Source organism: Fimbriimonadaceae bacterium (assembly GCA_019638775.1).
Lineage (GTDB): Bacteria > Armatimonadota > Fimbriimonadia > Fimbriimonadales > Fimbriimonadaceae > JAHBTD01.
On the sequence record JAHBTD010000003.1, the window covers coordinates 515,821 to 536,025 of the forward strand.

Annotated in this window: 19 protein-coding genes; 8 read left to right on the top strand and 11 right to left on the bottom strand. The window is 54.9% G+C overall.

Annotation, left to right across the window (positions count from 1 at the left end):
* The first annotated feature begins 58 nt into the window (after positions 1–58).
* Together KF784_14010 and KF784_14015 are read left to right on the top strand one after the other, a co-directional pair.
* Positions 59–1,264, top strand: a complete 1,206-nt coding sequence (locus tag KF784_14010; protein ID MBX3120175.1) for a glycine C-acetyltransferase — start codon at positions 59–61, stop codon at positions 1,262–1,264.
* Positions 1,265–1,996: 732 nt separating this feature from the next.
* Entirely contained in the window at positions 1,997–2,302 is a 306-nt protein-coding gene (locus KF784_14015; protein ID MBX3120176.1) for a hypothetical protein, read from the top strand.
* Between the two features lie 155 nt (positions 2,303–2,457).
* On the opposite strand, the gene KF784_14020 is transcribed toward KF784_14015, so the two are convergent.
* The 3 genes from KF784_14020 to KF784_14030 form a co-directional block, all read right to left on the bottom strand.
* Positions 2,458–3,258 (bottom strand): hypothetical protein, encoded by an 801-nt coding sequence (locus tag KF784_14020; protein ID MBX3120177.1) that lies wholly within the window; start codon positions 3,256–3,258, stop codon positions 2,458–2,460.
* A 38-nt stretch (positions 3,259–3,296) separates the two neighbouring features.
* Positions 3,297–4,277 (bottom strand): hypothetical protein, encoded by a 981-nt coding sequence (locus tag KF784_14025; protein ID MBX3120178.1) that lies wholly within the window; start codon positions 4,275–4,277, stop codon positions 3,297–3,299.
* 227 nt (positions 4,278–4,504) lie between these two features.
* The gene (locus KF784_14030; protein MBX3120179.1) at positions 4,505–4,993 is read right to left on the bottom strand and encodes a hypothetical protein; all 489 of its coding nucleotides are present in this window, start codon (positions 4,991–4,993) and stop codon (positions 4,505–4,507) included.
* Positions 4,994–5,189: 196 nt separating this feature from the next.
* Between KF784_14030 and KF784_14035 the strand changes: the two genes are divergently transcribed.
* On the top strand, positions 5,190–5,798 hold the full coding sequence (locus tag KF784_14035; protein ID MBX3120180.1) for a thioredoxin family protein: 609 nt from the start codon (positions 5,190–5,192) through the stop codon (positions 5,796–5,798).
* 74 nt (positions 5,799–5,872) lie between these two features.
* On the opposite strand, the gene KF784_14040 is transcribed toward KF784_14035, so the two are convergent.
* Positions 5,873–6,739: a hypothetical protein gene (locus KF784_14040; GenBank protein ID MBX3120181.1), complete on the bottom strand. Its 867-nt coding sequence runs from the start codon at positions 6,737–6,739 to the stop codon at positions 5,873–5,875.
* A gap of 395 nt (positions 6,740–7,134) precedes the next feature.
* Between KF784_14040 and KF784_14045 the strand changes: the two genes are divergently transcribed.
* The 4 genes from KF784_14045 to KF784_14060 all read left to right on the top strand — a co-directional run bounded on the left by KF784_14045 (position 7,135) and on the right by KF784_14060 (position 12,855).
* Positions 7,135–7,767, top strand: coding sequence for a sigma-70 family RNA polymerase sigma factor (locus KF784_14045; protein MBX3120182.1), 633 nt, complete (start codon positions 7,135–7,137; stop codon positions 7,765–7,767).
* Between the two features lie 149 nt (positions 7,768–7,916).
* On the top strand, positions 7,917–10,814 hold the full coding sequence (locus KF784_14050) for a S9 family peptidase (GenBank protein ID MBX3120183.1): 2,898 nt from the start codon (positions 7,917–7,919) through the stop codon (positions 10,812–10,814).
* A 171-nt stretch (positions 10,815–10,985) separates the two neighbouring features.
* Positions 10,986–11,417: a DUF559 domain-containing protein gene (locus KF784_14055; GenBank protein MBX3120184.1), complete on the top strand. Its 432-nt coding sequence runs from the start codon at positions 10,986–10,988 to the stop codon at positions 11,415–11,417.
* A 103-nt stretch (positions 11,418–11,520) separates the two neighbouring features.
* Entirely contained in the window at positions 11,521–12,855 is a 1,335-nt protein-coding gene (locus KF784_14060) for a hypothetical protein (GenBank protein MBX3120185.1), read from the top strand.
* Between the two features lie 28 nt (positions 12,856–12,883).
* Here KF784_14060 and KF784_14065 read toward each other — a convergent pair whose 3' ends face one another.
* The 7 genes from KF784_14065 to KF784_14095 form a co-directional block, all read right to left on the bottom strand.
* Complete coding sequence (locus tag KF784_14065) at positions 12,884–13,120, bottom strand: hypothetical protein (protein MBX3120186.1); 237 nt, start codon at positions 13,118–13,120, stop codon at positions 12,884–12,886.
* An 11-nt stretch (positions 13,121–13,131) separates the two neighbouring features.
* A complete protein-coding gene (locus KF784_14070) occupies positions 13,132–14,022 on the bottom strand; it encodes a DUF2589 domain-containing protein (protein MBX3120187.1) in 891 nt (296 codons plus the stop codon).
* 17 nt (positions 14,023–14,039) lie between these two features.
* On the bottom strand, positions 14,040–14,546 hold the full coding sequence (locus tag KF784_14075; protein ID MBX3120188.1) for a hypothetical protein: 507 nt from the start codon (positions 14,544–14,546) through the stop codon (positions 14,040–14,042).
* Between the two features lie 54 nt (positions 14,547–14,600).
* Complete coding sequence (locus KF784_14080) at positions 14,601–15,533, bottom strand: DUF2589 domain-containing protein (protein ID MBX3120189.1); 933 nt, start codon at positions 15,531–15,533, stop codon at positions 14,601–14,603.
* A 273-nt stretch (positions 15,534–15,806) separates the two neighbouring features.
* Entirely contained in the window at positions 15,807–17,591 is a 1,785-nt protein-coding gene (locus tag KF784_14085; GenBank protein MBX3120190.1) for a hypothetical protein, read from the bottom strand.
* Between the two features lie 96 nt (positions 17,592–17,687).
* Positions 17,688–19,118: a DUF1800 domain-containing protein gene (locus KF784_14090; GenBank protein ID MBX3120191.1), complete on the bottom strand. Its 1,431-nt coding sequence runs from the start codon at positions 19,116–19,118 to the stop codon at positions 17,688–17,690.
* A 106-nt stretch (positions 19,119–19,224) separates the two neighbouring features.
* Entirely contained in the window at positions 19,225–19,422 is a 198-nt protein-coding gene (locus tag KF784_14095; GenBank protein MBX3120192.1) for a hypothetical protein, read from the bottom strand.
* Between the two features lie 189 nt (positions 19,423–19,611).
* Here KF784_14095 and KF784_14100 point away from each other — a divergent pair, with 189 nt between their 5' ends.
* Positions 19,612–20,112, top strand: coding sequence for a transcriptional repressor (locus KF784_14100; GenBank protein MBX3120193.1), 501 nt, complete (start codon positions 19,612–19,614; stop codon positions 20,110–20,112).
* Positions 20,113–20,205: the final 93 nt, after the last annotated feature.

Sequence of the window (20,205 nt, forward strand, 5' to 3'; positions counted from 1 at the left end):
AATCCTTACTCCTTACAATCCTTACACCCATTTCCCGGCCCACGGTATCCTTATCCCCATGAATCCCGGCTTCCAAAGTTGGCTCACGTCGCAGCTTCAGACCCTCAAAGACCAGCACCTTTACAAGACCCCAAAAATCTTGGAAACCCCCGCCGGCGGACGCGTCCGCATGGACGGAAAAGAAGTCGTCAACCTCAGCAGCAACAACTATCTCGGCCTTGCCAACCACCCCAAAGTGCGCCAAGCCGCGCTGGATTCCATCGAGCGTTGGGGAGTGGGAGCGGGAGCCGTGCGCTGGATCGGCGGCACGATGAGCGTCCACGAGGAGCTAGAAAAGCGCCTCGCCAAGTTCAAGCATGTGGATGCGGTTTTGGTCTTCACGGGCGGATTCACCGCAAACTCCGGCTGCATCCCGGCAGTGGTCACGGATAAGGACGTCATCATCTCCGACGAGCTCAACCACGCCAGCATCATCGACGGCGTGCGGCTGTCCTCGGCAAGCTACAGAAAGTCTGACGGCTGGGTCTACAAACACAAGGACATGGAAGACCTGGAGCGCGCGCTCAAGGCCGCCAACGAAAAGGGATTTGAGAAGAAATTGATCATCACCGACGGCGTTTTCAGCATGGATGGCGATATCGCCCCCATGCCCGACATCGTCCGCCTCGCCGAGCAATACGACGCCTGCACCATGATCGACGATGCCCACGGCAGCGGCGTCCTCGGCAAGCACGGCGTAGGCACAGTTTCTCACTTCGACCTCTACGGTCGGGTGGACATCCAGCTTGGCACGCTCAGCAAAGCGCTTGGGGTGATCGGAGGCTACATTGCTGGGACGAAACCGCTGAAGGAGTGGCTGATCAATCGGGGGCGTCCGCACCTGTTCAGCACCGCCCACCCGCCCATGGTCGCCGCCGCCCTCATCGCCGCGCTCGACGTCATGGAGAACGATCCCACTCCTATGCAGAAACTGTGGGACAACGCGCGATGGTGGAAGGAGAATCTGGCAGCCGCTGGGTTTGACACCATGGGCAGCGAAACCCCAATCACGCCGGTCTATGTGGGCGACGAAGCGGCTGCCCAAGAGATGGAAAGGATGCTGTGGGAAGAGGGCGTCTATGCGCTGGCGATTGTGTATCCCACGGTTGCAAGAGGCAAAGCCCGCCTGCGCACCATGCCCAACGCCACGCATACCGAAGAAGACCTCGCCTTCGCCCTGGATGCGTTCAAACGGGTGCGGGACAGACTCACGATCAGAGCATGAGAAGGTAAGGATCGTAAGGGGTAAGGGTTGTAAGGCGGCGTAAGGTTGTAAAGACGGATTCCCTCCTTACGACCCTTACGCACAACCTCTTTACGCTCACGCTTTGTCGTAGCCGACGGCTCTGCGATCTCTGCGCCTCTGCGAGAAACCCAATCATCAATCTGCAATCAGCGATCTGCAATCTCCAATCAACAATCTACAATCTGTCCGAGGGACCGGGAGGGCAACGCTCCGTCGTTGCCGAAATATCTGCGCTTTTGCAAAAAATAACTTGCCTCCCACATGGCAACGATCCACTCACCTCTCCCTTGAGGGAGAGGCCTGTGAACGTAGTGAACAGGGTGAGGGTGACAACTCCCTCCCCTTCCATTTTTCCGAAAATGGAGGGGAGGGGCAGGGGTGGGGAGGTCCCGAAAGAGCTACCGCCCACCACCTGCCATCGCACCAAAAAGACCGCCTGCCAACAAACCGCTTATCCCTCCCCTTGAGGGCGGCTCCACCGAGCATCGCGAGGAAGGAAGAGGGAAGTGTGAGCGAAGCGAACTCATGGAGGGGTGAACATGCCCTTCCCTCCTTACAATCCTTACGCATTACCTCTTTACGCCCCCGCGTCCTCTGCGTCTTTGCGAGAATCCCAATCTGCAATTGCCAATCCCCTTACCATCCTTACCACTTCCACCCTTACATTCCGCAGGAATTCTTGCTATCGTTATCTAGAGGTTCCAAATCCCAATGTTCATGGTCGTATCCAAATGGCAGCCCAAACCGGGCAAAGAGCAGGCGTTTGCCGAGATGGGACGCGCGGCGCGCAACGAGATGCGCAAGACTCCCGGCGTCAGCCTGGTCGCATCGTTCATGGGCGAAAGCGGCCCCATCGCCGTGATCGGCTATGAGTCCAAAGAAGCCTACGACCGGATCGTCAACACCCCCGGCGGCCCGTTCGAACAGATCGCCGAAAAGTACGACCTCGCCAACACCGCCGACTGGGTCTGGTCCGAACGCGGCGAGTGCATGGAAGACGAAGATGGCTTCAGGTAGCAAAACCGAGCTACGGTTGTACCCTGCCCGCTAAGATATGCCGGCTCGAAACTGGCTCATCGTTAAACGTCCATAGCCGTCCAGAACGCGACAAGTACTCAAGCTTATTGCCATCAAAGTAATGGATTAAAACGATTCCTGCCTCCATGTCTCGCTTAAACTTCATAAAAAAAGCGAACGCGTCTTGCCAGTCGATAGAAAAAGAAAAGTGCAAGAATGCCAAAAGCGCAAGCTACGATAGCCTTTGTAACACTTGGTGGACGCGTCAGGGTAGAGATAAACTGTGCAGAAAAATAAAGTAATACAAGAGGCTCCCATAAAGGACGATACCACTTCGCGCTATCTATCAAGCGTTGAATCTCATTGATTTCTGTGTCACTCAGTATTCGTGTGGGCACTGGCGAATCAACGGTCAGTTCAGAGATAAGATTCGGGAAACCGTGACTTGCTCGGGGTTGTGCGACTCCAAGAACTCCAATTGGGACACGCAATAGCGTCTTTGGTAGGAGCCCATTCACCGAAACAATGACTCCCGATTCCTCAAGGCAGCAAATCTCAAGCTCCCGGGTTGGATCAGCTTCAATACCAATGTTCTCAAAGAACTTTCGATTCCGTTCATGGATGTAATCAGACAGAAGATAACCCTGGAAGAGGAGTACTTCATTGGCCTGAAGTGCAGCGCTTAAACGTCTGTACTCTTTCTTGGCATCGCGAGCATGAAGCAAGAGTACAGGTGTTGCAAATGTCATTGTGAACAGTAGAATAAAGCCAAGCAGAGCAGCTGGCGTCATCGCCAATGGCATGCTAATGAACAATAGTATGGCAGCAATCCATGCTCCAAGCCGGAGATAAAACATCTTCTTCTTTGCGACTTGGTGTACGGATTCGAGCCATTCACTTTCGAAAATAAGGGGATGCCGACTTCCAACGTGAGTAAGTCCAAGACACGTTTTCATAGGTAGATACCCTCAGTCTTTAGTGGATTAGCTCTGCACTACCCCTTCCGACCCGGGGAGTTAAACTCTCCCGCCCAGAGCTGACGGCTGTTCGTCGGCGCATCATCAACCGTCCACAGCCGACGAGAGTGGGGAAGGATTTCAAACTTCTGCCCGTTCTCATACACCACAACCACCGCCCGCGCCGCCACGTCCATCTGGTTCAACTTCGAGAACCGAATCATCCTAAAGATTCGGAAAATGTTCGAGATCAGCACCAGCACAAATAGGATCGAAAAGACGACATTGATCGGGTCTTGCAGATAGTTCACATTTCGGATAAGCAGAAACACAATCAGAATGAGCAGCCCCTGATGCCAGTACGGCTTGTACCAAACAAGCCCCTTCGCGTGTGACTCCAATTCCCGAAGCTCCGCATCGCTCAGCGACCGCGTCTCGCGGTCGCTTTGCAGCTTCATCTCCGAAAGTTGCCCTGGAAAAGCGCCCGCCGAAGTATTGCGCAAGGCCTCACCCGTCACCGCGATGTTCACTGTCTCAATCTTGCTCGGCCGCTTGCCATTCGTCAGCAAGATCACCCCAGAAACCTCCAGGCATTCCATCGTCACAGGTTCATTCGGGTCGCCAAAAATGCCCGTACTCTTAAAAAAGGGCAGGTTTTCCGGCACACAATACATCGGGCTGATCGTGCCGGAAAAGATCGAAACCGACGTCTCGCTCCACGTCTCGCGAAGCGTTTTGCGCAAACGTTTGAACTTGCGGACATACAAAAACGAAACCGTCATTCCCGTAAGCATCGCAAGAACAAGGAACACAATGACCACATTTGGCGCGTGGAGGAGGACCCGCGTGAAGAACAGAAAGGGAAGCCCAATCAGCAGCATGAAGACAAACCCCCAAGCCAGGATCTGTGCAAAAAACACATAACGGTCCGCAAGGTCATGCTGCTCGCGCAGATACGCGGATTCGGCAGGGGTTATGGGTCGTGTGCCCTCCAAAGGCATTCCAAGTGCGGTCTTCACAGGATTCCTATCTTACTCCGGCCCAAAAAAATCGGGTGGCTTTGGCTGATCGGATTGCCATTTGGACCAGCGTTTTGGCGGGCGATCTTGTGAGAAAACCGGCGGCAAAATGCCCTTACTCCGGTGCATTTGGAATCATATCAAAGTGATATCACGATGATATGATTTTGATGTCATTTGTTTCGGGGCAATTCTGCCCCACGCAGAAATTGAGACAATCGCCCATCTCATGGAGCTATGACATGGGGGTCTTGCGAATCCGGAACTTGCTTTGCCGAGCCATCGGCATACACGATGATGTTCAGCCGGGCTCCTTCTTTGCTATATCGTCCCGGCTTGGGCAGAGTGTCCAAACCGGCTACTGCGTTCCAAAGCAAGATCGTTGAATCGAAAACCAAAGGTTCCTTTTCCGGTTCTTTGATCTTCGGCAAGGCCGTACCCGCAAACTCTTCTCGGAGCGCAAACCCAAATGTGCTGCTGCCGCGCCGTCCTACAGCGGGAGAACGGAAGTAAGAATCTCGACCGACGAACGAAGAGGAAGCATCCATCCAAGTGTCGCCTGGGGGCAAGAGATCGTTGTTGTCCAGGCTGTAAATCTGGAGGCCGGTAATAATGCGCTTTCCATTACCCATTGCGCCGTTTCTTAGCGCCGACTCCCGGGCCGTCATAAAGACCGGAGCAAGGAGGGCAGGGACCGCCACGATGCACAAACACATGCCTCCTACGAGAACGATGATTATGGTCAACAATGTCTTGTTGCTCTTTTTGGGGGAGCTTGAATACTCGGACGGAGAGGCTGGCGGCATGTTCATGGCGGGTGTCTTACCAACATTCTACAATGGGCCGAAGGAATCCTCTTCGAACTGGACGCCGTGCTGAAACGTCCGTTCGTATAGAAGGAAGGTGAGGAAGATGAAGAGCATACGATTTTACGCACTGATCGCCGGGCTTATCGCCGTTTCGGCAGCGGCTTTTGCCTGGCAAGCGCAAGGTGGGCAAGGGCTTGGGCAAGAAAGGAAGGAGCAGAAGGCGGCTCCCGATGCAGCAAAGTTTGTGATCGACAGGGCGTGCATCCTTGCAGAGAAAGAGAACAAGAATGTTTTGATCATCTACCACGCTTCCTGGTGCAGTTGGTGCAAGAGACTCGACGCGGTTTTGAACCAAAAGGACGTTGCCCCAATCATGGGCAAGTACTACGTGATCACTCATCTCGACGTGTTGGAGCAGACCCCCGAGGGCAAAAAGCTCGAGAATCTGGGCGGTTATGATCTGATGAAGGCGCAGGGCGGAGAGACTGCCGGGCTACCTTTCTTGGTGATCATGAACCCCAAGCAGAAGGTTCTGTTGAACTCGATGATGAAGATCGCGGACAAGGAAGTGAACATGGGCTGTCCGTATGAGCAGGTGGAGATTGAAAACTTCCTGATGATGCTGCGAAAGACAGCTCCGAAGATCACCGAGCCTGAAATTCGGGTTGTATGGTCGGCCTTTTCGGCGCTGAAGCGCGGCGACGGTGGATAGCTCGTAAGCCCAGAATGACGAAAGCCCGGCTCTCTGATTCGGAGAGCCGGGCTTTTCATTGCCTTCAGACCGGGTCAACCTCCGGTGTGAGTGGGGATTCGGATGGATTTGCTAATGGACTGCGACCATCCGAGTGGATCGACTTGATTCTGTGCGTTGAGCGCGTTGGCATAGTTCCAGCCGTCGACTCCACCGAATGTTGGATACTGGCTGGCGAGGCTCTGCAGTATCGGTGTGAGTGTGTTCAGGTCGATGTAGCCGCTTCCGTTGTTCGGGTTCGTTAGGACGCCTGCTACGAGTTTGGATACGTTGGCTTCGCCGCATGCCTGGACGACGTCGGAATAGTCCGGGCTGCCTCCGTCAAGACTTCCCCAACCATTGTAGAACTGGAGGTTGTACCAGTCGAACGAGGCCAGCAGTGTGTTGTAGTTCACCTGAGGCGACACGGACCCGCCTCCGGTAAGCGCTGACGCAACCGGGGCGCTTGAAATGGTGAACGAACTGGGCATGTCGTTCCTCAAGTCGCTGACTAATTGCGATACATTGGCAGTTGTAACGCTGTACTCCTCGATATCTAAGTCAAGTCCTTGAAGATTGTATTGAAGTAAGGTCTGCTTAAGGAGCGGATAGAAGGTGCTGTAGTTGGAAAAGAGGTTTCCGTAGTCGCCAACACCACCTCCTCCCAAAGATGCCATGACGCTTGTTCCGTTGGCCTTGAGCGTGGGGACGATACTCCACAAGTTGTCGAAAATTGGGTCGCTGGGCACGTTGTTGTTCAGATGAACGTACGGCCCGGTTTTGTTGTTTTCGTTGTTGTATCCCAGGTGAAAGAGGGAAATGAGCGCGTGGGTGATGGAACCCTGCTTTGCCCCTGCAATCAGCGGGTCCAAGTTGTCGAACGAGGTCACATAATAGATGACCCGAGACGTGTTCGTATTCACTGTAAGCCTCCCCGTCGCAGTGTCAATAACCTAGAGTTTAGGCAAGCCACTACGGCTAACTTCATGATACATGCATTTTTCAGGACTGTCCCATTTATTTAACGCAAGAAACTGACAAATTCGGGTATAATTGTAGAAACATTATCTTCGAGCTTTATCTGGTTTTCATTAAAGGTTAACTCGTTTTAGATTAAAGCTACGCTCCGTAATTTTTGACAAAAGGATGTGGTGTTAACCTGGGGAGGCGGCATTTCTGTCGAAAAGTTGACAAATATGGCGATATTGCCATTGAAGTCCCTGCTTGAAGGGAACTTTTTGACCCTGTCAGGGGTTCTTTACCAGTAGGAATCCTCAGAACTTATTCAGCACTCCTTATTGAAGGAACGAGGAAATCCATGATGATTATTGACGCAACTGAAAGGGAAAAAGGCAGTGAAGCTCGGTTCTCCGAGCTGATGAAGCAGACCTACAAGAAAGTCTTTAACATGGCCTATCGCCTTGCCGGCAATCGGGCGGATGCAGAAGACCTCGCGCAGGAAGCTTATTATCGGGCCTACAGAAGCTTCAAGGACTTTGAAGGGGACAAGCCATTCGAAAACTGGATTTTTCGAATCGTGACTCGTCTGTTCTTGGACCTGTTGCGCACTCGTAAACGAAGAGTGCAGGCCGTTTCGTACGATGCGCCGATCAGCAAGGATGGCGCTGATGACACGATCAAGTTTGATGTGCCGGACAACAAAACGACACCCGAAGACGACTTGATGAACCAGAATTTCAGCGAGGAAGTGGAGCGAGCGCTGGGCGCATTGAACCCAGAACAACGACTTTTGATTCAGCTTGCCGACATTGAGCAGGTCCCATACAACGAGATCGCAGAGATGTTCGACAAGCCCGTAGGGACGATTCGTTCACGCTTACATCGAGCGCACAAGATGATGCGAGACCGGATCGAGCGGTGCAGGATGGTTGAACTCAAACAGGCGAAAACATGCGGGTTACCCAATTGTGCCTGTGCAACGGCTTCTTAACTTCATCCCCTCCTCGCCCCAAGCCCCGGCCCCTCCCCAGGCCGGGGCTCTCTTTTTGTCTCCGGGTGTATTCGGGATCGGGGACAGTCCTACAATTGCCGTTTCACGGGTAGCCTTAACGAATTCAAACATCGTTTGAGGGCAATTCTATGAGAAGGCAAATCTTGTTGTCATTTTTAGCGGTCGCTGCCGTCGTGGCCGCCGCTCCTGTTCTTGCCGGGCAGCAGCCCAAGAAGATCTTGGACCCGAGCGTTTGGGACGGCTGGAAGTCCGTTCAGAATGCGGGGCTATCTCGCACCGGCAAGTGGATGATGTATCGCTTGTCGCCGCAATCGGGGGATGCGGAGTTGGTTGTGATGTCCACTGCCGGAGGCACGACGTATAAAACGGCACGGGCAACCGGTGTGCGCATCACGCGCGATGAGAAGTTCGCGGTGATGACGATCGTGCCGCCAAAGGCCGACGTGGATAAGGCAAGACAGGAGAAGAAGCCTGCTGCGCAGCAGCCGAAGAACTCTCTTGGCATCATGGACCTCTCGAACGGAAATGTGACGCTCGTTGAAAAGCTGCGTTCTTTCCGCATGGCAGACAAGGATAACGGCTGGATTGCTTATCAGCTTGAGCCCCCGGCACCTCCCGCAGGGGCAGCCGGAGGGGGTAGCGCTCGGCCTGGCGGTGGTGGTGGCGGTACAGACCAAGAGCCCGCGAATCAGGAGCCGAAGCAGGAAGAGAAGAAAGAGGAATCTAAGAAGCGAAGGAACCACACGGTGGGCTCCGAGGTCATCCTGCGAGAGCTTGCCACGGCGAACGAAGTCAAGATTGCCGACGTTTCCAGTTTCACCTTTACGGAGGACGGCAGCCTGCTGGTTTATGCCACGTCAACTAAGGATGGAGCGGGCGATGGAGTCTTCCTCCGCGATATGGCTTCGGGGACGACAACAGAGGTTGTGAAAGGTCTGGGCGTTTATCGTTCGCTTGGCTTTGACAAGAAGAAGAGCCAGATCGCGTTTGTGAGCGATAAGGAAGACTACAAGCCGGAGCAATCGAGCGTCAGCGTGTTTGTGTACGATATCGGCCGCAAGTCGCTGCGGACGGTCGCAAAAGAAGGGACGCAGGGCATTCCTCGGGGCTGGTGGGTTTCGCCAAACTCCAATGCAACGTTTTCGGAGAGTGGAAAGCGGCTCATCATCTCGACCGTCTCTAAGCCGGGGCCTGAGGTGAAGGATGAGACCCCCGAAGAGGACCGCGTATCCGTCGACATCTGGAACTGGAAAGACCCTCTGCTGATGCCCCAACAGCTCAAGCAGACTCAGCAGGTTTTGAACAAGACGTACGACGCAGTCGTTTATCTGGATTCTGGACGCGTGCTTCAGCTTGAAACGGAAGAGATGCCTAACGTGAGCATCGGCAATCAGAACGATGCCGACGTTGCGATTGGAGTGGATCCGGCACCCTATCAACAACTGATTTCGTGGGATCAGGGTTACCAAGACATCTACAAGGTGAACCTGCGAAACAATGAACGGACGCTGCTCCTGCGAAAGAGCGCGACCGGTGTTTCCCTTTCGCCATCGGCTAAGTACGGTCTGTACTTCGATGAGAACAAGGGTCACTGGTTTGTGATCGATATGGCGAGCGGCAAGTCGGTGAACATCACTGTCCAGATTCCCAATCCGGTCTATAACGTGCTCAACGACGTCCCGGCGAAAGCTGGTCCTGAAGGGTCGGGCGGTTGGATCGACGACGACAAGGGCGTGTTGATCTACGACCAGTTCGACATTTGGCTTTGCGACCCGACGGGCAAAGCTGCACCGAAGAACATCACCAACGAATTGGGGCGATGGAGACAATGGGAGCTTCGGATTATTCGCACGGATACTGAGGATCGCGACATTGATCCCAACAAGCCGCTGCTTTTGAGAATGACCGACACGCAGACGATGGCGACAGGGTTTTTTACCGATACGGTTGCGGGCGATGCCTACCCTGAGAAGCTGCTGCTTGAAGATAAGAACCTTGGTTTTGCCGACAAGGCTACCGAGGGCGACCAGGTCTTGATGACGCGGGGCACGTTCACCGAGTATCCCAACCTATGGCTGACGGATATGACCTTCAAGAATCAGAAGCAGGTGTCGGACGCCAACCCGCAGCAGAAGGAGTACAACTGGGGGACCACAGAGATTGTTCGCTGGACCTCGACCGATGGTCAGAAGATGAGCGGCGTCCTGGTGAAGCCGGAGAACTTCGACCCGAGCAAGAAATATCCGATGATCGTTTATTTCTATGAGCGGTCGCTCAACCAGCTCCACAACCACCGTGTTCCCGCGCCGAGCGCTTCCGTTATCAACCCGACGGAGTATGCCAGCAACGGCTACCTTGTGTTCATGCCAGATATCGTTTATCGGGATGGCTACCCGGGAGAGAGCGCCGAGCAGTGCATTCTCTCGGGCACGGCAGCGGTGATTGATCGCGGCTATGTCGATCCCAAGCGGGTGGGCGTGCAGGGTCAGAGTTGGGGCGGTTATCAGGCCGCGTTCTTGATTACGCGCACGCGGATGTTTGCGGCGGCTTGTGCTGGTGCGCCGGTTGTGAATATGTTCAGCGCATATGGCGGCATTCGTTGGGGCTCTGGACTTGTACGGCAGATGCAGTATGAGCAGGGGCAGAGCCGCATTGGCGGCACGATGTGGGAGAAGCCTTTGCAGTACATCGAGAACTCGCCGATCTTTTGGGTCGACAAGATCGAAACGCCGCTCTTGATGATGAACAACGATCAGGATGGCGCGGTGCCGTATTGGCAGGGGATTGAGATGTTCACGGCGATGCGGCGGCTTGGCAAACCTGCTTGGCTGTTCGTTTATAACGGTGAGGATCACAACCTTGTGCAGCGTAAGAATCGGAAGGACTGGTCGGTGCGGATGCTGCAGTTCTTTGATTATTACTTGAAGGATGGCCCAGCCCCGGTCTGGCTGATTGAAGGCGTGCCAGCGGTGAAGAAGGGCAAGACGATGGGCACGGAGACGGTGCCGCCGAAGAAAGGGGGATAGCCCGTTTGTGAATAGTCTGGTGGGGACCTCCCCACCCTCCCCTCCCCTCCATTTCCGGAAAAATGGAAGGGGAGGGCTTTTGTTTCCCTCCCTTCCATTGCTACGCAGTCGCAATGGAGGGAGGGGCAGGGGGTGGGAGGTCCCCTAGCGCGAAGCGCTGACAAAACCCTCATGCGCCAAAACTCCAAGAATCACACGGTCAAAGCCCGAAAGAACGCTCGCAGGCTACGTGCGGAGATGGGGGTCTCAGAACGGGTGCTTTGGAATCTTCTCCGACGAGATCAGACAGGCTTTCATTGGCGGAGACAAGTCCCGATAGGGCCTTTCGTGCTCGACTTCTATTGCTCCGAAGCGAGCTTAGCTGTTGAAATTGATGGTGAGCAACACGCTCTGCGGATTGACAAGGACGCAGCACGCGATGCCTTTTTCATGGAAAAGGGGATTCAGACAGTGCGCTTCGCTTCGCTAACGCTTTTTGATATTGACACGGCTGGCTTGGAGAGAATCCTTCGTGATATCACCGCAATTTGCGAAGAGAGATCGGGTAGGAAGGCGACTGATGTGAACCCACGACGTAAGCGATTCCAAGATAGCGATCGGTGACCTCCCCACCCAACCCTCCCCTCCATTTCCGGAAAAATGGAAGGGGAGGGCTTTTATTTCCCTTGCTTTTGTCCCAATCCTCACCTATAATAAAGATGTAGACATGATTCTACATTCTTTCACGAAGCAAGACCTGAAGCTTCGTTATATGTTTCTGGACCTGAACGCCTATTTTGCGAGTGTGGAACAGCAGATGGACCCCAAGCTTCGAGGGAAGCCTATTGCTGTGTCACCGGTAGATAACGATTCGTCCTGCGCTATTGCGGCCTCGTATGAGGCCAAGAAGTTTGGCGTCAAAACGGGGACTTCGATTCGGGAGGCCCGTTCGTTGTGCCCGGAGCTTATCGTTGTCACGGCCAAACACGCCCTCTACACGCGCTTTCATAAGGCCATCGTTCACGCGGTAAACAGCGTCGTGCCGGTGGAAGAGGTTCGCAGCATTGATGAGATGTACTGCCGACTTTTGGGCGAAGAGCGTGAGAAGGAGAACGCCATCGCGATTGCTCACAAGGTGAAGGGGGCGATCCACGAGCAGGTTGGGGAGGTCATGCACTGCAGCGTTGGCATCGGTCCGAACGTTTTCCTTGCCAAGCAGGGCACCGAGCTCCAAAAGCCCAATGGACTGGTCGCCATCGAATCCAGTGACCTTCCCGATCGGCTATATGGGATGGCGCTGATGGACTTTACGGGAATCAACCGTCGGATGAAGGCGCGGTTGAACGCGGCGGGCATCTTTAGCGCGGAGCAGCTTTGCGCTCGGTCGAAGGAGGAGCTGAGGCTGGCGTTTGGGTCGATCATCGGGGAGCAGTGGTGGTATAAGCTGCGGGGCTATGAGATTGAGGAGAGGGTTGTTCGTCATCAGTCGCTGAGCCATTCGCACGTGATGGCGCCGGAGTTTCGCTCCGATGAGGGCGCTCGCACCGTGCTCTTTCGGCTTTTGATGAAGGCGGCGGCTCGACTGCGGAGCGAGGGCTATATGGCGCGGGGGATGAGCGTTTGGGTGCGGGGGAAGAGCGCGAGTTGGGAAGCATCGACGCGCTTTACTGCAACTGACGACACGCCCACGTTCTTGCAGTACACCTCCGAGCTTTGGAATGAGCGGACGTTCATCGACCCGCATCAGGCGGGGATTGTGTTTTACGATTTGATCAAGCCCGAGCTCATCACGCCGAGTCTGTTTGACAACACGGTTCAGAAGCACAAACTCGCGGTGGCGGTGGACAAGATGAACAACCGATTTGGCAAGAATCATGTTTACGTGGGTTCGATGGAGCGGGCGCGAGACTCGGCTCCAGAGAGAGTCGCGTTTCTGAAGACGGACCTTTTTGTGGAGGGGCGCGGGGATCATTCGGAGTACGACACGCTGTTTCCGTGGTTGAACGATGCGCCTGAAATTCCGGAGCTTAGCTCCAGGCCGCGCGGTTGGGCGACGGTTTGAGGGCTGGGGCTGTATGCGTACGGTCTTGTTATGAGCCGAGGCTTCGGCGTTTTTTCTCAGCCTTTTGGCTTTGATCGATCGCGGTCTTCAATTCACGAATGGCATCCAGCGATTGGATGGACTCGGCGACTTGGAGGTTGAGGACCACATAACAAGAAGGGTTTGGGCAAGGGAAGGGCTTGGCCCGGACGAGGTCTTCCAGAGTCATCGGGATGAACGTTTTACATTCGGGGCAGGGCATTCCTGGCTGTTCGATTTTTAGCATGGTACGTTTCCTTAGGCTTGTACGGTAAAGGTGAGATTGGCGCGGATCTCGGACAGGTGTCCAAGTTGATCGGCGACGAGGGCAACAACGACGATTGTTTCCGACGTTGTTCCGGTGGGTGGGGCATTGACCACGACGACCGAGAACGATGCCTCTCCGTTGCGGTCGGTGATGATCTCCGTCGATTGCAGGCTGAATACGTTGTCGGGGCCTTGCATGAGGTTGAGCTTTTGACCAGGGATTGGGTTTTGGCTGGTGTCAAGAAGGGTTGCTTTGACGATGGTGAAGCTGCCCTTTCCGATAAGATTGGTGGTTTCGGGGTTGAGGGTTAGCGTCGGCATGTTTGGCTGTGTGGGCCTGACGATGGTGCTGTTCGCCATACGATTCAGCAGTTGGAGAATGCCATCGGGGAAGTCCAGCTGCTTAATATTCACCGTCACTTCCATGTGCGCGCGTGTGGAGGGGCGCTCCTGCCCTGTTGGTTGGGGTGCGGCTACGCGGGCGAGCATCCGTGGAATCGGTTGGGGGGCGGGAAGGGCCGATGTGCTCAGGTTTTGAGTTTTGGCGACGGCGCTTTGAACCGGCTTGATGATGTTCACGCCGAACTTTACGGTTGCGTCTTGGATGCCCAGCGCGGGCAGGGTCAGCAAAGACAGCAGGGGGATTTTCAGCCGGACCGGTTCGACGCGTCCGTCTGGGAGCTGCTGTTCGTAGGTGAAGGCAACCATCTTCAACCGACCGAGCCCGTTGTTTGGATTGTCTGGATCGGGCTCGAAGCCGTGGGTCTGCACAAAGTCAGCGAAGCAGGATGCGGCGCGGGCGTCCGCGTCGATAAGGGCATTGAGCGGCATTGCGAAAAGCTCACCGAGTTCGAGAATGGTGGGGTCTTGACCGTCAGCCATGCTTGCTCCTGCGGGATTTAGATCGAAACGCTCGACTCGGCATCGGCGACCCCCTCATAAACTCGGATGCTCAGGTCGAGTTCGGTTATGCTTTGCGGTGGAAGCTTCGACAGTTTGTCGGCGTCTATGACAACCATTGCGCTGGACGTTCCCGTACCTTCGGTCGCGGACAGCCGCATCTGTGGCTCGTCCTGAATGGCAAATCTCAAACTTACGGAGACGGTCTCAATTTGGGCCTGGGGGACTTGGGTAAATCCCGTCGCACTATCGGCCGAGGAGTACAGCCCGCCAGCGTAGTCGTTCGCCAGCTTTTGGGCGTCGGTTACGGCGACAAGGATCGCCCCGAGAACATTATCGAGCGGGAGTCCGGTTGGGGCGGGTGGAGGCGTAGGTTGGCCCGGATTCAGCACGGGCTTCTCTGGGATTGCCGCGCTGCTGAACTCAGATGCCGAATCGGAATTTTTTGGCGATGCCTGCGGTTTCGCCGGCTCTTGCTTACGCCGCCAAAAATCAAAAATTCCCATAGTGAAATTCCTGCCCCCAGCGATAGGTTCGCTGGGGGCATTTTGTTATCAGGCCTACGGAACAGCCGGTAGGTCGACCTGGAAGGTGCCGGTGATCGGCGCTGGCGCTGTGCCACCCGTTGGGGTGACTGGCTGCACCGAAACGGTAAAGGGCACCGTACTGGCAGGTGTCGTCGCTGTCGGAGCTGTATAAGTTCCTGTGAACGTATAGCTGCCCTGTGCGCTTGTCGTCGTTCCTGCGCCTGTCGCTGCCGTAAAGGCGACACCGCCTGCCGCAGTCGGCAGAGTTACCGTTGCACCCGGAACTACCTTGCTGTTCGAGTCGATGACGGTGATCGTCACATCGAACGAGTGTGCAGTGCCGCTTGGTGCATAGGAAGTCTGATCGAAGTTCATGCGTCCAGAAGATGGCGTGACCTGCATCGTAATGCCGTCCTGAAGGATTTGCAGGACCTTGGCAAGGCCAGCGGGCATGTCGGTCTGTCCGGCCTCGACGTGGACGTCCATCGTGTACTCCACGGAGTACTTGGAGTCTTGCGTCGCTTTCGAGTCCTTCTTGCTGCTGTAGCTCGCGGACATGTCGAATTTGACACCCCAGAAGGAGCCGCCAACCGTGGCGGATGCGCCAACCGTTTGCGAACTTGTGTCTTCCTGCGAAGAGGAGCTTGACGCGTTGATGTTCGCTTTGAAATCGATCGTGATCAAGTTCACGGCAATGTACGGAATCGGCACGATGGTGATGATCGGTACGATCAAGACTCGGTTGTTGCCGGAACCGTCGGTATAGGAGAAGCTGACGGTAACGGCGGTTTTATTGCCGTTTGCGTCGGTTTGCAAACCAACTTGCTGGATGAAATTGATGGTGTTGAGCGCAGACTTGCCCTGTGCTTCAATCGCTGCGTCGAGTGGTCCGCCGATGAGGCTGGAGAAAGGAATTGCGGATAGCGACTGAGTCGCCACTTGTGAAGGTGTGGTATCGATAGCCATATGTCTCCCCAATCGCATCCTTGCGCCCAGCGACCCGACCGTCCAAGCGTAGGCAAGATGCCTTGTGGAGCCACTGTATTTCTATCATAAGGCAATCTACAAAGACTTGTCAAGCAAGAAGAATCATTGCTACATCGATTCACTAAAATAAAGTGATGCAGGCAGTCTTACTCTTATCTATATTCTCTTCTGTGATGTATCAAGAGAGGCAGATAAAGCGTATTTTGTTTTAGATTTAAACGATATCACTTAAAGCAATATACAAATAAAGTGTCATTGACCTGTTCCCGATGAGCCTGCAGTGATGATAACGGGCGGCGGGTATTTGCCCATCGCGTCTATCTGCTTTCGTCTTTTGCGGGCGGTTTCCAAAACGTCGGGGCGCTTGTGGGGTGAATTTGCGGGCACGACGAACGCACGCTTGAACACCGGCCAAAACGGTTCAATGTCGTGCGAAAGATCGAAAACCATCACGCCTTGCGTCGTTCCGGTAGCTCCCTGAAGCACGTTCATCAGCCCTTCGGGGTCGTCCTTGAATTGACTGAGCATGATGCCCGCGACTGTCCATGTGCTGTCGCGCACGGCTCGGGCTGATAGGTAGCCCGCGGCTTCGACGGTGGCGCCGATGCCGACATTGTCTTCGAGGGCTTGATGGATAGTTCCAATTTTATAATAGCAACCAGTAACCAAAAAGTCGAGATCTGATGCGTAGCCTGTTTTCTGATACTCGGGGGTAAGGAACCAGAATCCTCCGTCGAAAGAATCGCCCGCCCAGTTGTTGCCGAGTGAAGGATATTCCCCATACCAGCTTCCAGCATAAACTCCAAGTTGTGCGTCAGGCTGTATGCTGCGTATCCAGGCTCGGGCGCGCTGCACAAATTTTCGCAAAGTCATCGCTCGAAAAGCCATCCAAGCGTCATAGTACGGTCCAAGACTTAATCCTTTTTCCAGCTTAGTTGTGTAGGTGTATCGGAAAACATCTTGGGGCCATTGCAATCTCTTGCCAACGAGCCTTTCAAATTCTGCACGGGTGGATTCTGAGAAATCGGCGTAGAGCCCAGCGTATCGCAGGCGGTCATCATAGACGATTCCGTCGATCTTGTAATTTCGGATCAGCTCTGAGGCGATGTCGAGCGCACGCTGCTGCATGTTCCCGTTGTGCGGGTTCATCATCAGCGGATATTGCAGGCTTGGTCGCTCTCCGGTCCGCACGAATTGTGCGCGGGTGTCGAGCTTGATCCGATCTCCGGGCCAAACATGCTCCTTTAGGAATTGGGCAGCTTTGCCTCGCCCAACGAGGGCGATTCCTTGGCGAGGGATCGTCGGTTTGATCGTCTTCACACCTGCGCCAGCAAAGCCATCGACCACTCGCAGATCGGGGGTGAGGGTCACGGCAAAGAGGGCGGGATCAGGGGTGGGCAGCTTTGAGGCATCGGTGAATGCGCCGAGACTATCCTCGCCATCGGGCATTTTGTTTGACGTTTGCGAGATGTCAAATGAAGTGGTTCGGGTGATTACCTGCGGTACGGCCTCGTAGATGACGGACTGGAGGTCGAGCATTTGGTAGCCAGGGCCTTCGGTGAAGAGGTTGTGCCCCTCACTGAAGGCATTTAGGCTGACAAAGAAGGAGAGTCCGGCAGCCTTTGCTCTGGGCGCCATTACTTCAAGCGGGTCGAAGTCGGGGCTCAGCTTTTGGCCCTTCCATTCTAGGATTTTGGGTGAGATTTTGCTTTTGTAGAGGACCTGTCCGCTGATCGGCTTGACGTCGAAGACGACAGTGTTGAAGCCGGAATCTTTGATCTGGGCGATCAGCTTGTCGATTTTTTCGACTGAGCCGACCCTTTCCAGGTTTGCGGTGCCATCGATCCAGAGCATTCGCGACTGCAGGTTATTCGCTTTTGCCAGTTCATTTGCGTAGCCCCACCCAGCCATTCGGCGGTCAAGCATGACCTGAGGCGCGCCTTGCAACGGCGCAGACATTTGGAAGCGTGGGGGCGGAAGCTGAACCTTCTCGGGAGTTTGGGCGATGGCAGCGGCAAGACCAAGAGCAGACAGCATGTCTTGGTTTTACCTTTGTTGGAACGTCGAGCGAAGGACAAAGAAAACTGCCGCCACTCGGAGGTACGGAGGCGGCAGTTTCAGAGTATGCGGATATCACATCATTTGGAATTCTGGGGATGCAAAGATCAGCCTCGTGACGGCAGCGGCGGTTTGGTTGGCGTTTTGAGCGGTGATGCGCCCATTGCAGGCCTTGCGAGCGGATTCGATAAGCTCGGTTTGTTTGGCAGCCGAGAGTTCCACATCAAAGATGGACTGCAACTTTTTGGTTGCCCCTTCGGGCGTCGGGTCCGATGCCAAGAGGGCCATCGCGGGATAGCGGAAATTGACTCCGCCGCGCCCGCCTTGAGCGGTGCCAAAGAGACGGTCGGCAAGTTTGATACGCTCTACCATTGTTGCGGAGCTAATCCAGTTTTGGCCACCATCCCAACCGGCTACGTCGGGCGGGAACAGGAGATCCATTCCCATGTTCTTGGTGACGCCGCTGAGCCCGATCGCAGGGGCCATCGCTCCGCGCATTTTATCCGGCTCGGCCTTCTCGACGTTTTGGGCCAGCGTTTCACCCACGCCAAGCTGTCGCACAGCTGACGCGGCAAAATCGACGGGGTTCTTATAGATCGCGCGAACGGCCTTGTCGGAGTAAAACTCGGGCGACTCCATGATCGCACGGACGAGCGCTTTGATGTCGAGGGCTGAGGATCGGAACTTAGACGAGAGCTTGTCGATGAGGGCTTTCTCTGGTTCGGGGTACGCAAACCACTCCCACATTTTGGTGGTGATGTAGCGTGCCGTTTGGGGGTGGTCGCAGAGGATATTAAGGATGTCGTCGCCATCGAACGGACCCTTGTTGCCGAGTACCTCCTTCAGGCCGGAGTCGTGTTGTCCAGGTCGAAAGACGAACTGGCCTCGGCGCGGGGGTTTGTTGGCGTTTGCGGGGGGCTGTCTGTCGGTGCGACCAACGCCTATGGTCCAGCCGGTGAAGGCGCGTGCGGCCTCAAGAATGTCTTTCTCGGTGTAGTTGCCGATGCCGAGGGTGAAAAGCTCCATGACCTCGCGCGCAAAGTTTTCGTTCGGCTTTCCCTTTACGTTGTACTGATTGTCCAGCCAGAACAGCATTGCGGGGTCTTTGCTGACGGAGCCGATGAGGGTTCTGAACTTGCCGAGGCAATTTTGGCGGAGGATGTCGATCTGGTCGATCATCATCAGCGGCTGGTTTACTTTTTGGGCGCTGGTGGCGAAGTGATCGTGCCAGAACAGCGTAATCTTTTCTTGCAAAGGGCGTCGGGTGGTGAGCAGCTTCATCATCCACCATCCCTGGACCTCGCGGATGTTGGGGATTTTGCCGTCGTTGGTGACTTCGTCGGGGGCGGCTTTGAGCGGCTCTTCGACGCTTTCGTACGCAAAGAGGCGGTCAATGGCGCCGGAGAGTCCCTTTTCGCCGTAGTAATCGAGCTCGGCCTCGCTTGCGCCTAGCCCAAATCGACGCAGCAGGTGCGCGATTTTCTCCCGCTCGCTTTGCAACTTCATATCGTTATTGGACGGTCAAAAGTGGCTAACGTTCAGTGAGATGCGAGGCTGACAAACAGAAAAAACCGGAGACATGCCCCGGTTTTAAATCTGGTTAGCGACTCCCTTACTTTGCTTCCGGGGCGTTCGTGGAGTTGTAAGTTGCTTCGTTGACGAATTTGAACAGCTTGCTTCCTTGGTATTCAGCCATAAGAGCGTAGCGCACCTGCTGGCCCGACTTCGTTTTGCGGACCATCTTCATCTTCTTAATTTCCGAATCAGGCACATCGACGTGCGATCGTGTTTTCAGGTTGTAAAACTTCATGTTTCCCTCCAGGAACCCCGGCGTTTCTCCCAGGCTCCTATTTCCGTGAATTACTTTATCACAAACTTAGGTTCAATTGAACCTGAAAATTCGCGATTGTCGATAACAAGGACGTGAAATAGGCTCAATCAGCATCTTAAAACACCTAAAAAAGGCATGAATATCCGTTCTTGGCGCACAATGTGAAGCATGGCGAAGCCAACCACGGCCGTCCCGGAACTGCAAAAATGCAACGTTGCGACCCAGGGCGAGGCCAAGAAATTTGAGGAAAGAGCGCTGGAAGTCCTGAAAGAGGAGGGCTTTCGCATCACGATGCCGCGCGTTCAGGTGATCCGTGCTCTTGCCGAAAGCAACCGGGCTTTGAGCGCTTACGCCATCCACGAGCGGATCGTGAGCAAGGGTGGGCGCATCGACGTTGTCAGCGTTTATCGAATTCTGTCGACACTTCAGGCGGTTTGTCTGGTCCACCACATCGGTGTCGTCGATGGATACTATCCTTGCCGGGCCGATGCGGAGCATATTCACGACACCGAGCATTTGGTTTGTGAGCAGTGCGGCTGCGTGGCCGAGCTTCCCATCGCGCAGAGTTCCGCAAAAGCGGTGGAGAGTCAAGCGGCGCAGGCGGGCTTTCGTCCGTCGGAGATGAAGATTGAGGTGCTTGGCACCTGTGCGCATTGTTTGGGGAAGTAGGGAATAGCGAGCGGCGATCGGCGATCAGCTATCGGAAATCGGAAATCAGAGATTGGTGAACAGTGATTGAGAGCCAAGAAAAGCGGTCGGCAA